Consider the following 13,274-nt stretch of genomic DNA (forward strand, 5'->3'; position numbering starts at 1 on the left):
CGGGCCGTACCGCTCCCGGTTCCGCTTCCCCGACGTGCACTGACGTGACTGTGGGCGTAACAGCCGGCAACTGCTGAGTGCAGTACCGACCGGCACGATCACGGGACAGTAACGGGTCGCGGCGGGTTGCGCAAACACCCCCCGGAGTGTCGTGATCTGGGTCACTCCTTCAGGTGGCGTAGGCCGGACCCCTTATGTCGCAATGCGTTCAACCCGTTGTGACACTGGGGAGTCGGTACACCCGCTCGGCGGTGGTCCGGACCGATTCGGCGACTTCGTGGACAGCTTCGCCCCTGAGCGCCGCGAGGTGACGGACGGTGTAAGCGGCGCCGAACGGCTCGTTCGGCCGCCCACGGAACGGGTGGGGGGTCAGAAACGGGGCGTCGGTCTCGACGAGGTACTGCCCCGCCGGGCAGAGCCGGGCCGCCTCGTGGAGCCCCTTCGCGTTCTTGAACGTCACCGTGCCCGCGAAGGAAAGGACATACCCCGCGTCGACGCACTTGCGCGCCATTTCCGCGTCCCCGGAAAAACAATGGAAGATTACGGCATTCGGCGCACCCTCTTCGGCCAAGATGCGCAGCACGTCGTCGTGGGCCTCGCGGTCGTGGATCATCAGCGGCTTGCCGAGCCGCTTCGCGAGGTCGATGTGCCAGCGAAACGCCTCCTGCTGGGCGTCGTGCGGCGAGTAGTCCCAGTAGTAGTCGAGGCCGGTCTCGCCCACCGCGACCACGCGCTCGTGCGCGGCCAGGCGTTCCACTTCGGACTTCTCGGCCTCGCCGAACTCCTTGGTCCGGGTCGGGTGGATCGCCACGGCGGCCCAGACCCGGCGGTCCCAGGTGGCGGCCTCGGTGACCCAGCGAGCCGAGGCGAGGTCGTCCGCGACCGTGACGACGCGGGCGACGCCGGCGCGCTCGGCGCGGTCGACCATGGCCGTGACATCGGCCGCGGTGACCGCGCCGCACGCGTCGAGATGGGTGTGCGCGTCCACCACCGACACCGGGAGCCGGTCCGGGACCGGCGGCAGCTCGCGCTTCTGATCACCCATGCGTTCTTCTTACTCCTTGATGATCGGCGCCCACTCCGGACCGGTCTCGCCGAGCGCCGGGTCGAGCTTGGTGAACAGCGGCGACGGCTTTTCCAGGGGCTTGCCGACCTCGATCGGCGTCGACGCCCACTTCGCCTGCTCGGCCGCGTAGTCGCCGGTGAGGATCGGGTTGACCCGGCCGTCGATGTCGAGGTCGTCGACCTCCTTGAGCTCCGGCTGGGCCGCCCAGACGCCGGTGCCGCCGAGGGCCTCGTGCACCTTCTGGGCCGAGTGCGGCAAGAACGGCGTCAGCAGCGTGTTGGCGTCCGAGACGACCTGCAGCGCGGTGTGCAGCACGGTGTCGCGCCGCGTGGGGTCGTCCTTGAGCTTCCACGGCTCCTGGTCGGAGATGTACTTGTTCGCCGCGGTGACGACCTTCATCGCCTCGGCCGCCGCCAGCTTGAACCGGGACCGGGCCAGGTGCGCGCCCGCGGTGTCGAACGCCTTGCGCGACAACGCCTTCAGCTCTTCGTCGGCCGCCGTCGGGGCCTCCGGGCGCGGGATGGCGCCGACGTTCTTGTGCGCCATCGAGATGGACCGGTTGACCAGGTTGCCCCACTCGTTGGCCAGCTCGAAGTTGGTCCGGCGGACGAACTCGTCCCAGGTGAAGTCGGTGTCCTGGGTCTCCGGGCCGGCGACCGAGATGAAGTACCGCAGCGTGTCCGGGCCGAAGTCGCGCAGGAAGTCCTCGACGTAGATCACGCGCCCGCGCGAGGTCGAGAACTTCGAGCCGCTCATGGTGAGGAACTCGGACGAGACGATCTCGTCGGGCAGGTGCAGCTTCCCGTACTTGCCCGGCTCGCCGCCGCGGTCGCCCTCGCCGTTGTGGCCGAACAGCAGCGCCGGCCAGATCTGGGCGTGGAAGGTGATGTTGTCCTTGCCCATGAAGTAGTAGGACCGCGCGTCGGCGTTGTTCCACCACTCCTGCCACGCGTCCGGGTTGCCGGACCGGCGGGCCCACTCGACGCTGGCCGAGAAGTACCCGATCACCGCGTCGAACCAGACGTAGAACCGCTTCAGCGGCTGGTCGCGCCAGCCGTCGAGGGGGATCTTGACGCCCCAGTCCAGGTCGCGGGTGATCGGCCGCGGCCGCATGTCGTCGATCAGGTTCTTGGTGAAGTTGAGGACGTTGGGGCGCCAGTCGGTCTTGGTGCCCAGCCAGTCGCCGAGGGTCTTGGTGAAGGCCGGCAGGTCGAGGAAGTAGTGCTCGGTCTCGACGAACTTCGGCGTCTCGCCGTTGATCCGCGACTTCGGGTTGATCAGCTCGGCGGCGTCGAGCTGGTTGCCGCAGTTGTCGCACTGGTCGCCGCGCGCGCCGTCGTACCCGCAGATCGGGCAGGTGCCCTCGACGTAGCGGTCGGGCAGCGTGCGGCCGGTGGACGGGCTGATCGCCCCGCGCGTGGTCTTGGGCACGACGTAGCCGTTGCGGTGCAGCGCCAGGAAGATCTGCTGCGTCACTTCGGCGTGGTTACCCGTGGTGGTGCGGGTGAACAGGTCGTAGGACAGGCCGAGGCCCTGCAGGTCGTTCCCGATCTGGCGGGTGTACTTGTCCGCCGTCTGCTGCGGGGTGGAGTTCTCCTTGTCGGCCTGGACGGTGATCGGGGTGCCGTGTTCGTCGGTCCCGGACACCATGAGCACCCGGTTGCCGGCCATTCGCTGGTAGCGGGAGAAGACGTCGGACGGGACGCCGAATCCGGACACGTGGCCGATGTGGCGGGGGCCGTTGGCGTAGGGCCAGGCCACCGCGGTCAACACAGGGGTGCTCATACCTTATTAGCCTACGGAGGGCGTCACGCGCGTTTTCGAGAGGGAGGCCCCGGTTGTCGGCGACACGGCTGCTCGTGCTCGGAGTCGTACGCATGTACGGCCGCGCGCACGGCTACCAGGTGCGGCGCGAGCTGCTGACCTGGTCGGCGGACAAGTGGGCCAACGTCCAGCCCGGGTCGATCTACCACGCGCTGAAGAAGATGACCGCCGAGGACCTGCTGGAGCAGGTCGACGTCGAGCCGGGCGACGGCGGCCCGGACCGAACCGCCTACCGGCTCACCGGCGAGGGCGAGCAGGAGTACCAGGTGCTGCTGTCGAAGGCGCTGTCCGACCCCCAGCTCAACCACCCGGACCTGTCAGCGGCGATTTCGCTGATGACCACGCTCCCCCGGGCCAGGGTGGTCAACCTGCTCCGGCACCGGCTGGTGCACCTGGAGGCCGAGCAGCGGCAGGCGAAGCTGATGCTCGAAGAGCTCAAGGTGAACATGGGACTGGGCACACCGGAGCACGTCGGCGAGCTGTACCGGCTGTGGGGTGGGATCACCGACGCGAGCCACGCCTGGCTGGAACGGCTGATCGAACGGCTCGAAGCGGGCGACTACGTGATGGCAGGCGAGTCCGGCGAGGCCTTCGGGGTGCCACCCGAGTAATCAAGTTTGACTAGCGCATCCTTCTCAGGCACAGTGTGCGCCTCAGCTAGTCAAGCTTGACTACTTTTCGAGAGGGGTTCTCATGATCACGGCACGCGGTCTCGAGCGGCGGTTCCGCCGCAAGGGCCGCACTGGGGGCGAAGTCCACGCGGTGAAGGGCGTCGACCTCGACGTCGAAGCGGGTGAGCTGGTCGGCTTCCTCGGGCCCAACGGCGCCGGGAAGACCACCACCCTGCGCATGCTGACCACGCTGCTGCAGCCGACCGCGGGCACCGCGACCGTCGGCGGCTGCGACCTGCTCGCCGACCCGCTCGGCGTGCGCAAGCGCATCGGGTACGTCGCCCAGGGCGGCGGCAGCGCGCCCGAAAGCAAGGTCGCCGACGAGCTGGAGCTGCAGGGCAGGCTCTACCGGATGAGCAAGGCCGACGCGATCGCGCGCGGCGCCGAGCTCGCCGAGCAGCTCGACCTGACCGGGCTGGACCAGCGGCTGACCAAGACGCTGTCGGGTGGCCAGCGGCGGCGGCTCGACATCGCGCTCGGGCTGATCCACTCGCCCGGCCTGGTGTTCCTCGACGAACCGTCGACCGGCCTCGACCCGCAGAGCCGCGCCAACCTGTGGGAGCACATCCGCCGGCTGCGCGCCGAGCAGGGCGTCACCGTCTTCCTCACCACCCACTACCTCGACGAGGCCGACGCGCTGTCGGACCGGCTGATCGTGATCGACGACGGCCGGATCGTCGCCGAAGGGACGCCGGACGCGCTCAAGGCGCGCGTCAACGGCGACCGCGTCGAGGTCGGCGTCGAGCCCGAGCAGGCCACCGACGCCGCCGACATCGCCGGACGGCTCGCGGGCGTGCAGGAGCTGTCCACCGACGGCGGCGAGATCCGGTTCCGGGTGCCGCGCGGCGACGTCGCGCTGCCGGAGCTGCTGCGCGCGCTGGACGCCAAGGGCATCGCGATGCTGTCGGTCCAGGTGCACCGGCCGACGCTCGACGACGTTTTCCTGACCCTGACCGGCCGCTCGCTGCGGGAAGCGGAGGAGGCCGGCCGTGCTGCGTGACACCTGGCTGATCTTCCGCCGCGACATGAAAGCGGCCCTGCGCAACCCGACCTGGGTGCTGATCGGGATCATGCAGCCGCTGCTGTACCTGTTCCTGTTCGGTCCGCTGATGGTGCAGGCCATGCAGGGCCAGGGCCTGACCGAAGTGCAGGGCTGGATGCTGCTGACCCCGGCGCTGATCGCGCAGCTGGCCCTGTTCGGCAGCTCGTTCGTCGGCTTCGGGCTGCTGGCCGAGTACCGCTCCGGCGTCGTCGAGCGGTTCCGGGTGACGCCGGTCAGCCGGGTCGCGCTGCTGCTGGGCAAGGTGCTGGCCAGCGCGCTGCAGGCGGTGGTGCAGGCCGTGCTGATCATCGTGCTGGCCGCGCTGGTCTTCCCGCTCGACGCACCCCTCGGCGGCGTCCTGCTGTGCCTGGTGATCGTGTTCCTGCTGGCGGTGTCGCTGGCGTCGTGCTCCTACGCGCTGGCGTTGACGCTGAAGAGCGAGGAGACCTTCCCCGCCCTGCTCAACGCGGTGCTCATCCCGCTGTTGCTGCTCTCCGGGATCCTGCTGCCGATCACCGCCGGGAAGGCACCGGACTGGCTCTACACGGTTTCGCGGATCAACCCGTTCCGGCACGTCGTCGACGTCGAGCGGAACAGCTTCGGCGGCGACTTCACGATGGACGCCCTGTTCACGGGCGGTGTCGTGGTGCTCGTGATGGCGGTGTTGTCCCTGTGGTGGGGAACACGCACCTTCCAGAAGGAAAACGCCTGATCAACACGGTGTGTGTCACTGCGGGTCCGTCTCCGGCGACGTATGGTGTGCTCTCCACCGAAGCGCCGGGGGCGGACCGTGACAGAGCCGGAGAGTGAACTCGGCATTTCGCTGTCGCACCGCGAGCGCGTGGCCGACTGGCAGGCCGTGCGCGGCGCGCAGACGCGGTTCGTGTCCGTGACGATCAGCGAGAACGTCAACTGGAGCGACCCGGCCGCGGAACGCAACCTGGCCGGCGCGCAGGAAGCCGGGCTGCACGCCGGCGGGCGGCACTACGCGCGGCCCGGCGCGGTCCACGACCAGGCGGACTTCTTCGTGCGGACGGCCAGCAGGCTCGGCGCGTTCGCCCCCGGCTCGCTCGCCCCGGCACTGGAGGTGGCGGCGCCGAGCGTCGACGACCGGTTCGTCAAGGCGTGGATCAAGCACGTCCGGCACGCGGCGCGGATCGAGCGGGTGCTGGTCTACGCCGACTACGACTGCTGGCAGCACCGCCTGCACCCGGACCGCTGGGCCGACAGCGAGGTGGTGCTGTGGCTGGTCCGGCACAACGGCATCCCGGGGCGGGCGGGCTGGTTCCACTCGCGGCTCGGGGTGCACCAGCACGCGTACGCGCCCGACGTCCCCGGCATCGCCGCGCCGGTGGAGCAGAACGCCGTCGTGTACCCGTTCACATTGGGCGACTTGCTGCTCTGACGTGTGGTGGTATGTCGCCATGCGCGTGACGAGCAGGCCGCTCCGGACGGACGTGACGCCTGCGCGCGCTTTTTCGGTGCTCGCCCACCACGCCGCTTCGCGCGGGTTGCCGCCGCCCGCGATGCTCTCCGGTGAGTGGTTTTCTGCCGGGGCCGTGATCGCGCCGTCGCTTTCGGTCACCCCGTCCGCGTTGCCGTCCTTCGCGCCGGAGGTCGATGCCGCACCCGGCGTGATCGGCGGCGGCTGGTTCGGGTACCTGGGCTACGACCTGGCCGACCCGTCGGGCCGGACCGGCGCGCTGCCCGCGTCCGCCTGGGGCTGGGCGGACCACGTGCTGCGGTGGTCCGCGTCGGGCACGTGCCACCTGGAGTCACTGGACGGCGGCGGTCCGTCGGTGTCCACAATGGAATCCCTGCTGGCCGCCGACGTCCCGGCCGGTTCGTGGTCGGCGGGACCGCTGCGGCGCCCGCTGCCCTCGGAGCACCGGGACGCGGTGAAGGCGTGCGTGCACGCGATCGAGGCCGGGGAGCTGTTCCAGGCCAACGTCTGCGCGCGGTTCACGGGCTCGTTCTCCGGCTCGCCTGCCGCCCTGTTCTCGGCCGGGGTGTCCTCGCTGGCGCCCCGCCGCGCGGCCTTCCTGTCCGGAGCGTGGGGCTCGGTGGTGTCGTTCTCGCCGGAGCTGTTCCTCGCGCGGCACGGACGTGCGGTGCGCTCGACGCCGATCAAGGGGACGCTGCCCCGCCGCGGGCCCGCCGACGACGGGAACGCCGTGCTGCTGCGCCGGTCCACGAAGGACGTCGCGGAAAACGTGATGATCACCGACCTGGTGCGCAACGACCTCGGCCGGGTGTGCGAGGTCGGGTCGGTGACGGTGCCGTCGCTGCTGCAGGTCCGCCCGGCGCCCGGGGTGTGGCACCTGGACTCGACGGTGACGGGCGTGCTGCGGCCGCCGGTTTCGGACGCCGATCTGCTCGCGGCCGCCTTCCCGCCGGGGTCGGTGACGGGCGCGCCGAAGATCCGCGCGCTGGACCTGATCGCCGCGCTGGAACCGTGCGGGCGCGGCGTCTACACGGGAGCGATCGGGCTGGTGTCGCCGGTGGCGGGCCTGGAGCTGAACGTGGCGATCCGGACGTTCGAGATCGCCGGGGACTCGATCGCGCTCGGCGTCGGCGGCGGGATCACGGCGGACTCGGACCCGGAGGCGGAGTGGCAGGAGTGCCTCCACAAGGCGGCACCCCTGGAACACCTCCTACTTGCCGGGGTCGAGCAGTAGCTTCCCGACGGTCTTGCGGGAGCGCAGCGCCTCGTGCGCGCCGCGGGCGTCCGAAAGCGCGTACTCGCCGCCCGGGATGGCCTTCAGGTTGCCCGCCAGGACCAGGTCGAACAGCTCGGTGAGGGCGGTGCCGAAGACGTTGCCCGGCAGCCGGAAGACGTGCGGCAGCCACATGCCGCTGATCGTGGTGCTGTGGCCGAGGACGTTGCGCAGCTCGACGGGCTTCGGGCTCTCGCGGCCCGCCATGCCGTAGAAGGCCAGCCGGCCGAACGGCGCGAGCGCGGCGATGCTCTGGTCGGTGGTCGTCCCGCCGACCATGTCGAGCACGACGTCGACGCGGCGGCCGTTGTTCGCCTCGATCAGCGCGGCGGTCATGTCCTCGGCGCGCGAGTCGATCGCGACGTCCGCGCCGAGTTCGAGGGCGAGCGCGCGCTTCTCCTCGCTGCTGGCGGTGGCGATGACGCGGCCGGCGCCCCAGGCCTTGGCGAGCTGCACGGCGACGGTCCCCACCCCACCGGCGGCGGCGTGCACGACGACCGATTCGCCTTCGGCCAGGTGGGCGTTCCTGCGGAGCAGCACCCAGGCGGTGGTGCCCTGGACCAGCATGGACAGCGCGGTGAGGTCGTCGATGCCGTCGGGAACGGGGAAGGTGGTGGCGGCCGGCGCGACGGCCTTCTCGGCGTACCCGCCACCGCCGTTGAGCAGGGCGACGACCCGCTTGCCGTCGTGGGTCCCGACGACCTCGCCGCCGGGAACGAGCGGCAGCTGGGACGGCGCGAGGTAGGAGTTCTCGGCCTGGTGGGTGTCGGCGTAGTTGACGCCGATGCGGTCGACGTCGATGAGGACCTCACCGGGCCCGGCCACCGGGTCGGGCAGCTCGACGGGGGTGAGCACCTCGGGTCCGCCGAACTCGGTCACCTGCACTGCGCGCATGTCGCGTTCCCTCTCCGTCGTGGTTGTGAGACATTCTGGCATATGTCTCACACGGCTGCGTTCGACCTCGCCCGCGACTGGTTCCTGGCCGGCCGCCGCGTCGACATGGGAGAGCTGGCGGAAGCACTGTCGATCAGCCGGGCGACGCTGCACCGGCGGGTGGGGTCCCGCGACCTGCTGCTGGGCGAGATCCTGTGGTCGCTGTCCTCGGCTTCGATCGCCCGGCTGTGGCCCTCCTGCGTAGGCCGCGGGGCCGCGGGGATCGCGGACTTCGTGAGCGGGTACGTCCGGTTCGCGAACGACTCACCGCCGTTCCGTGACTTCCTGCGCCGCGAGCCGGAGCGGGCGCTGCGGCTGCTGACGACCCGCGCAAGCGTTTGCCAACGCCGGACGACGGAGAAGCTGGAGTCGCTGCTGGCTTCGGAGGTGGCGGCCGGGCGGCTGGAGCCGCCGCTGCCGGTGCCGGACCTGGCCTACCTGCTGGTCCGGATCGGCGAGTCGTTCGTGTACACGGACGTGATCACCGGAGACGCCCCGGACGCGGCGAAGGCCCACGCCGCGGTCACGGCGCTGCTCACGTAGCCCGGTTCGGCGGCCAAGGCGGCGCGCCGGGGGCCACGACCCGCAGGCAGGTCAGCGGCCGGTGCGCGGTCAACGCGAAGACGACCGCCTCGTCCACCGATTCGCCGAGCTCCCACAGCCAGCCGAGGCCCGTCGCCACCACCCGGCCGGAGTCCTCGACGAAGACACTGGACGAGCTCAGCCATTCCCCGAGCGGGTACCAGTTGCCCCCGAGCTCCGAGGCGAGTTCCCGGGCCAGCTCGCGGTGACCGGAACCGGCTAGGACCGGATCGACGGTCAACGGTTCGTCGTTGGTGAAGTCAGGGCCGGCCCGGTGCACCGGCGGCAGACTCAGCCCCCCGAAGGAGCGCAGTGCCGCGGCCGCGATCGGGCGCAGCCGGTAGCCCTCGGCCGCCAGCTCGGCCTCCCACGCGGAGATGTCGACGGAACGGTCCGGGTGCCACCCGGCGCGGTTCAGGGCCCGCACGACGACGTCGGGAAATTCGAAGCCGCTCACTTGACCCGCGCCGCCAGCACGGCGTCGTAAAGCTCCTTCTTCGACACCCCGGCCGCCTCGGCGACCTCCGCCGCGGCGCTTTTCAGCCGTTCGCCCGCGGCCACGCGGTCCGCGACCTCGCCCACCAGGTCCGCCACCGAAACCGCCCGCGGGGCCGCCCCGGCCAGCACCACCGTGATCTCCCCGCGCACCCCGTCCGCCGCCCACGAGGCCAGCTCTTCCAGCGTTCCCCGCTTCACCTCTTCGTACGTCTTCGTCAGCTCACGGCACACCGCCGCCCGCCGATCCGGGCCCAGCGCCGCGGCCGCGTCCGACAAAAGGGACCCCAGCCGGTGCGGGGACTCGAAGAACACCGCCGTCCGGGGCTCGTCGCGCAGCGAAGCCAGCCAGCGAGACCGCTCGCCCGGCTTGCGCGGGGCGAACCCCTCGAAGCAGAACCGGTCACACGGCAACCCGGACAAAGCGAGCGCCGTCGTCACCGCGGACGGGCCCGGCAGGCACGTCACCGGAAGAGAAGCCTCAACGCACGCGGCCACCAGGCGGAAACCCGGGTCGGACACGCTCGGCATCCCGGCGTCCGTCACCAGGACCACCGTCTCGCCCGCGTGCAGCGCTTCGAGCAGCTTCGGCAGGCGGGCCGACTCGACGTCCTCGTAGAAGCTCACCACCCGGCCTCGCGGAGTCACCTCCAGCGCGGACGCGAGCGCCCGGAACCGCCGGGTGTCCTCGGCCGCGATGACGTCGGCGTCCTCGAGGGCCGAGGCCAGGCGCTGGGAAGCGTCGCGGACGTCGCCGAGCGGGGTGGCGGCGAGGATGAGACGGCCGGAAGTCACCCGGCCAGCCTAGGCTGATCAGCGGATCCGGACGACGGACGCCCCGTCGCGCCCGTAGGATCGCCCCCGTGACCGCCGTGCTGACCCGTCCCGACGACGAAAGCGTCCGGCCGGACCCGGTCGAGACGCTCCGGCCGCCCAGCGACCGCGAGCTGACCCTGCTCGGCCGAGGCATGCCGGCCGACCGGCTGCGCGGCTGGGTCGTCACCCTCGTGCTGACCCTGATCGGCGGCATCGTCCGCCTGCAGAACCTCGGCGTGCCGACCGACAAGGGCAGCCCGGTCTTCGACGAGAAGCACTACGTCCCGCAGGCGTGGCAGGTGCTGCGCAACGGCGGCTACGAGGACAACTACGGCTACGAGCTGGTCGTCCACCCGCCGCTGGCGAAGCAGCTGATCGCGATCGGCGAATGGCTGTTCGGCTACAACGGCTGGGGCTGGCGCATCATGCCGGCGCTGGCCGGCACGCTGATGGTGCTGCTGGTCGTCCGCATCGCCCGCCGGCTGACCCGCTCGACGCTGCTCGGCGGCATCGCCGGCATCCTGGTGATCAGCGACGGCGTCCTGCACCTGCAGTCGCGGATGGGCATGCTGGACATCTTCATCGCGCTGTTCGTGCTCGCCGCGTTCGCCTGCGTGCTCGTCGACCGCGACCAGGTGCGCGAGCGGCTCGCGACGGCGGTCCGCGAGGGCTGGGTCAACGAGTCCGTCTGGGGGCCCAAGCTCGGCTTCCGCTGGTGGCGGTTCGGCACCGGGCTGATGATCGGGCTCACCTTCGGCGTCAAGTGGTCGGCGCTGTACTACATCATCGCGTTCGGGCTGCTCACCGTCTTCTTCGACGTCGCGGCCCGGCGCGCGGCCGGCGTCGAGCGGCCCTGGCTGGGCACGATCCGCCGGGACGTGCTGCCCGCGCTGTGGGCGATCCTGGTCATCCCGTTCCTGATGTACTTCGCCGCGTACTGGGCCTGGTTCGCCAGCGAAACCGCCACCGACCGGCACTACACCGAGATCAAGGACATCGCGCCGGGCTTCTGGTCGTGGGTGCCGCCGGCGCTGCGCTCGCTGGGCGACTACACGGCGAACGTCCTGCACTTCCACGAAACCCTGGTCACGCCCAAGGACAACCCGCACCCGTGGGAGTCGAAGCCGTGGACGTGGCCGATGGGGCTGCGCCCGATGCTGTACAGCTACAACGGCGAAGTCACCGGCTGCGGCGAGGCCCGCTGCATCAGCGCGACGATGCTGATCGGCACCCCGGCGATGTGGTGGCTGGCGATCCCAATGCTCGGCTGGGCGGCCTGGCGCTCGATCTTCCGCGCGGACTGGCGCTACGCGGCCGTGCTGGCCGGCTACCTGGGCGGGTACGTCTTCTGGTTCACCAACATCGACCGCCAGATGTACTTCTTCTACGCCACCCCGCTGGCGGCGTTCCTGGTACTGGGGTTGACGCTGTGCCTCGGCCAGATCCTCGGCAGCGCGCGGCGCGGGTTCGAGAGACGCGGGACGGGTCTGCTCGTGGTGTCGCTGTACGTCGGGCTGGTGGTGGCGAACTTCGCCTGGCTGTGGCCGATCCTGAACGGCATCGCGATCACGAACGGCCAGTGGGAAGCCGAGCGCTGGCTGCCCTCCTGGCGGTAGCTCAACCCGCGAAGTAGGCGCCCGGCGTGACGCCGACGGCCCGCCGGAAGGCCGCGACGAACGCGCTCGCCGAGCTGTACCCGACGCGGTGGGCCACCGTCTCCAGCGGCGTGCCCTGCGCCAGCAGCGGGAGCGCCGCACGCAGCCGCACCTGCGTGCGCCACGTCCCGAACGGCATCCGGCACTCGCGGACGAAGAGCCGCGCCAAGGTGCGTTCCGCGGCCCCGGCGTCCCGGCCGAACTCGGCGAGCGTGCGCGGGTCCGCGGGGTCGGCGAGCAGAGCGCGCTCGACGTCGCGGGCTCGCGGGTCGGACGGCGACGGCACCACGATCGGCACCACGTCCAGCGGTTCCAGCAGGTCGAAGGCCACCGCTTCGGCGCGCAGCCGGGCTTCGGGGTCGACACCGTCGCCGGTCAGGTACTCCAGCAGCTCCCGCAGCAGCGGCCGGACGACGACCATCCGCGGCCGGCGCCACGACACCGGCGAGCGCGCCGGGTCGGCGTAGATGCCGCGCAGCGCCGCCCGCCCGAGCGCGCCGGTGCGGTGCCGGAGGCCGGCCGGGATCCACAGCGCGCGGGTCGGCGGGAGCACCCAGCCCGCGTCGCCCGCTTTGACCGCGACGACGCCGCGGGCCGACCAGACCAGCTGGTGGGTCGGGTGTTCGTGCCACGGGAACCAGGTGCCGGCGGGCAGGTCGAACTCGCCGAGCAGCATGGCTTGGCCGGTTGGCGACATTGCTTGGCAGGCTATCGGCTACCGGCCACGCGCGTGCGGAAATAGCGTCGGACGCATGCCGATGAATCTGATCCACCGCAGGATCTGCAGCTCCGAGAAGTGGGCGGCCACCGTCGAAGAGCGCCTGACCCCCTGGCTGGCAGAACGCGACCTCGGCGACGACGTGCTCGAGATCGGGCCCGGCTTCGGCGCCACGACGAAGGTGCTGCTCGGCCTGGTGCCGAAGCTGACCGTGCTGGAGATCGACCCCGCGTCGAGCGAGCTGCTGCGGGCGAAGTTCGGCGGCCGCGTCGAGGTCGTCGAGGGCAGCGGCGCCGAAATGCCGTTCGACGACGGCCGGTTCTCGGCTGTCACCTGCTTCACGATGCTGCACCACGTGCCGACGGCGAAGCTGCAGGACGCGATCTTCGCCGAGGCCGCGCGGGTGCTGCGCCCGGGCGGGACGTACTGCGGCTTCGACGGCCAGCTCAACTTCCGGTTCCGGCTCCTGCACCTCGGCGACACGATGAACGTCGTCGACGCGGGCACGCTGCCGGCCCGCCTCGAAAAGGCGGGCTTCGAGCAGGTGGCCGTCGAGTTGCGGCCGAAGGAGCTCCTGACCTTCTCGGCCGTCAAGCCCGGCTGTTCCCGTTCTGCCGCGGCTTAGAAGAAAAGAATGTCCTCGCCGGACGGGCAGGCTCCGGGATGACCACACCTGCCGCTGCCACCTCGCCTTCTGGAGGTGGGCCGCTGGGTGGTCATCCCGTCGCCTGATTGAGGCCTATCACTTTGAGCCG

14 protein-coding genes are annotated in these 13,274 nt (G+C 71.0%); 8 read left to right on the top strand and 6 right to left on the bottom strand.

Annotated elements, in window-relative coordinates; all coding sequences use genetic code 11:
• Window positions 1–208: 208 nt before the first annotated feature.
• Both ACWEGE_RS23060 and metG read right to left on the bottom strand, forming a co-directional pair.
• Window positions 209–1,045 carry a TatD family hydrolase gene (locus ACWEGE_RS23060; RefSeq protein WP_449662493.1) on the bottom strand — a complete coding sequence of 279 codons (837 nt, stop codon included), beginning with the start codon at window positions 1,043–1,045 and terminating at the stop codon, window positions 209–211.
• 9 nt (window positions 1,046–1,054) lie between these two features.
• Complete coding sequence (gene metG / locus ACWEGE_RS23065; protein ID WP_449662494.1) at window positions 1,055–2,851, bottom strand: methionine--tRNA ligase; 1,797 nt, start codon at window positions 2,849–2,851, stop codon at window positions 1,055–1,057.
• Window positions 2,852–2,904: 53 nt separating this feature from the next.
• On the opposite strand from metG, the gene ACWEGE_RS23070 reads away from it, so the two are divergent.
• The 5 genes from ACWEGE_RS23070 (at window position 2,905) to ACWEGE_RS23090 (ending at window position 7,281) form a co-directional block, all read left to right on the top strand.
• A complete protein-coding gene (locus ACWEGE_RS23070) occupies window positions 2,905–3,501 on the top strand; it encodes a PadR family transcriptional regulator (RefSeq protein ID WP_449662495.1) in 597 nt (198 codons plus the stop codon).
• Window positions 3,502–3,583: 82 nt separating this feature from the next.
• A complete protein-coding gene (locus tag ACWEGE_RS23075; protein ID WP_449662496.1) occupies window positions 3,584–4,561 on the top strand; it encodes an ATP-binding cassette domain-containing protein in 978 nt (325 codons plus the stop codon).
• The gene (locus ACWEGE_RS23080; protein WP_449662497.1) at window positions 4,551–5,315 is read left to right on the top strand and encodes an ABC transporter permease; all 765 of its coding nucleotides are present in this window, start codon (window positions 4,551–4,553) and stop codon (window positions 5,313–5,315) included. Before ACWEGE_RS23075 ends, ACWEGE_RS23080 begins: the two co-directional genes overlap by 11 nt.
• Before the next feature lie 78 nt (window positions 5,316–5,393).
• Window positions 5,394–6,008, top strand: coding sequence for a glycoside hydrolase family 25 protein (locus ACWEGE_RS23085; RefSeq protein WP_449662498.1), 615 nt, complete (start codon window positions 5,394–5,396; stop codon window positions 6,006–6,008).
• 19 nt (window positions 6,009–6,027) lie between these two features.
• The gene (locus ACWEGE_RS23090) at window positions 6,028–7,281 is read left to right on the top strand and encodes an aminodeoxychorismate synthase component I (RefSeq protein WP_449662499.1); all 1,254 of its coding nucleotides are present in this window, start codon (window positions 6,028–6,030) and stop codon (window positions 7,279–7,281) included.
• Here ACWEGE_RS23090 and ACWEGE_RS23095 read toward each other — a convergent pair.
• Window positions 7,258–8,214 carry a quinone oxidoreductase family protein gene (locus tag ACWEGE_RS23095; RefSeq protein ID WP_449662500.1) on the bottom strand — a complete coding sequence of 319 codons (957 nt, stop codon included), beginning with the start codon at window positions 8,212–8,214 and terminating at the stop codon, window positions 7,258–7,260. The two genes, ACWEGE_RS23090 and ACWEGE_RS23095, sit on opposite strands and share 24 nt — an antisense overlap.
• A 42-nt stretch (window positions 8,215–8,256) precedes the next feature.
• Between ACWEGE_RS23095 and ACWEGE_RS23100 the strand changes: the two genes are divergently transcribed.
• Window positions 8,257–8,796, top strand: coding sequence for a QsdR family transcriptional regulator (locus ACWEGE_RS23100; RefSeq protein ID WP_449662501.1), 540 nt, complete (start codon window positions 8,257–8,259; stop codon window positions 8,794–8,796).
• On the opposite strand, the gene ACWEGE_RS23105 is transcribed toward ACWEGE_RS23100, so the two are convergent.
• Both ACWEGE_RS23105 and rsmI read right to left on the bottom strand, forming a co-directional pair.
• Window positions 8,789–9,292 carry an SUKH-3 domain-containing protein gene (locus tag ACWEGE_RS23105; RefSeq protein ID WP_449662502.1) on the bottom strand — a complete coding sequence of 168 codons (504 nt, stop codon included), beginning with the start codon at window positions 9,290–9,292 and terminating at the stop codon, window positions 8,789–8,791. The genes ACWEGE_RS23100 and ACWEGE_RS23105 overlap by 8 nt on opposite strands.
• Window positions 9,289–10,125 (bottom strand): 16S rRNA (cytidine(1402)-2'-O)-methyltransferase, encoded by an 837-nt coding sequence (gene rsmI / locus ACWEGE_RS23110; protein ID WP_449662503.1) that lies wholly within the window; start codon window positions 10,123–10,125, stop codon window positions 9,289–9,291. Before rsmI ends, ACWEGE_RS23105 begins: the two co-directional genes overlap by 4 nt.
• Before the next feature lie 68 nt (window positions 10,126–10,193).
• Between rsmI and ACWEGE_RS23115 the strand changes: the two genes are divergently transcribed.
• On the top strand, window positions 10,194–11,762 hold the full coding sequence (locus ACWEGE_RS23115; RefSeq protein WP_449662504.1) for a dolichyl-phosphate-mannose--protein mannosyltransferase: 1,569 nt from the start codon (window positions 10,194–10,196) through the stop codon (window positions 11,760–11,762).
• A gap of 1 nt (window position 11,763) precedes the next feature.
• On the opposite strand, the gene ACWEGE_RS23120 is transcribed toward ACWEGE_RS23115, so the two are convergent.
• Window positions 11,764–12,477 carry an AraC family transcriptional regulator gene (locus ACWEGE_RS23120; protein ID WP_449662516.1) on the bottom strand — a complete coding sequence of 238 codons (714 nt, stop codon included), beginning with the start codon at window positions 12,475–12,477 and terminating at the stop codon, window positions 11,764–11,766.
• Window positions 12,478–12,553: 76 nt separating this feature from the next.
• On the opposite strand from ACWEGE_RS23120, the gene ACWEGE_RS23125 reads away from it, so the two are divergent.
• The gene (locus ACWEGE_RS23125; protein ID WP_449662505.1) at window positions 12,554–13,144 is read left to right on the top strand and encodes a class I SAM-dependent methyltransferase; all 591 of its coding nucleotides are present in this window, start codon (window positions 12,554–12,556) and stop codon (window positions 13,142–13,144) included.
• Window positions 13,145–13,274: the final 130 nt, after the last annotated feature.

The organism is Amycolatopsis sp. NPDC004747, from assembly GCF_053601335.1.

What these genes read in the sequence shown, in the direction of transcription:
- ACWEGE_RS23060 (WP_449662493.1), bottom strand. Translation starts at nt 1,045, where the DNA reads ATGGGTGATCAGAAGCGCGAGCTGCCGCCGGTCCCGGACCGGCTCCCG.
- ACWEGE_RS23125 (WP_449662505.1), top strand. Translation starts at nt 12,554, where the DNA reads ATGCCGATGAATCTGATCCACCGCAGGATCTGCAGCTCCGAGAAGTGG.
- ACWEGE_RS23120 (WP_449662516.1), bottom strand. Translation starts at nt 12,477, where the DNA reads ATGCTGCTCGGCGAGTTCGACCTGCCCGCCGGCACCTGGTTCCCGTGG.
- ACWEGE_RS23075 (WP_449662496.1), top strand. Translation starts at nt 3,584, where the DNA reads ATGATCACGGCACGCGGTCTCGAGCGGCGGTTCCGCCGCAAGGGCCGC.
- ACWEGE_RS23095 (WP_449662500.1), bottom strand. Translation starts at nt 8,214, where the DNA reads ATGCGCGCAGTGCAGGTGACCGAGTTCGGCGGACCCGAGGTGCTCACC.
- metG (WP_449662494.1), bottom strand. Translation starts at nt 2,851, where the DNA reads ATGAGCACCCCTGTGTTGACCGCGGTGGCCTGGCCCTACGCCAACGGC.
- ACWEGE_RS23100 (WP_449662501.1), top strand. Translation starts at nt 8,257, where the DNA reads ATGTCTCACACGGCTGCGTTCGACCTCGCCCGCGACTGGTTCCTGGCC.
- ACWEGE_RS23090 (WP_449662499.1), top strand. Translation starts at nt 6,028, where the DNA reads ATGCGCGTGACGAGCAGGCCGCTCCGGACGGACGTGACGCCTGCGCGC.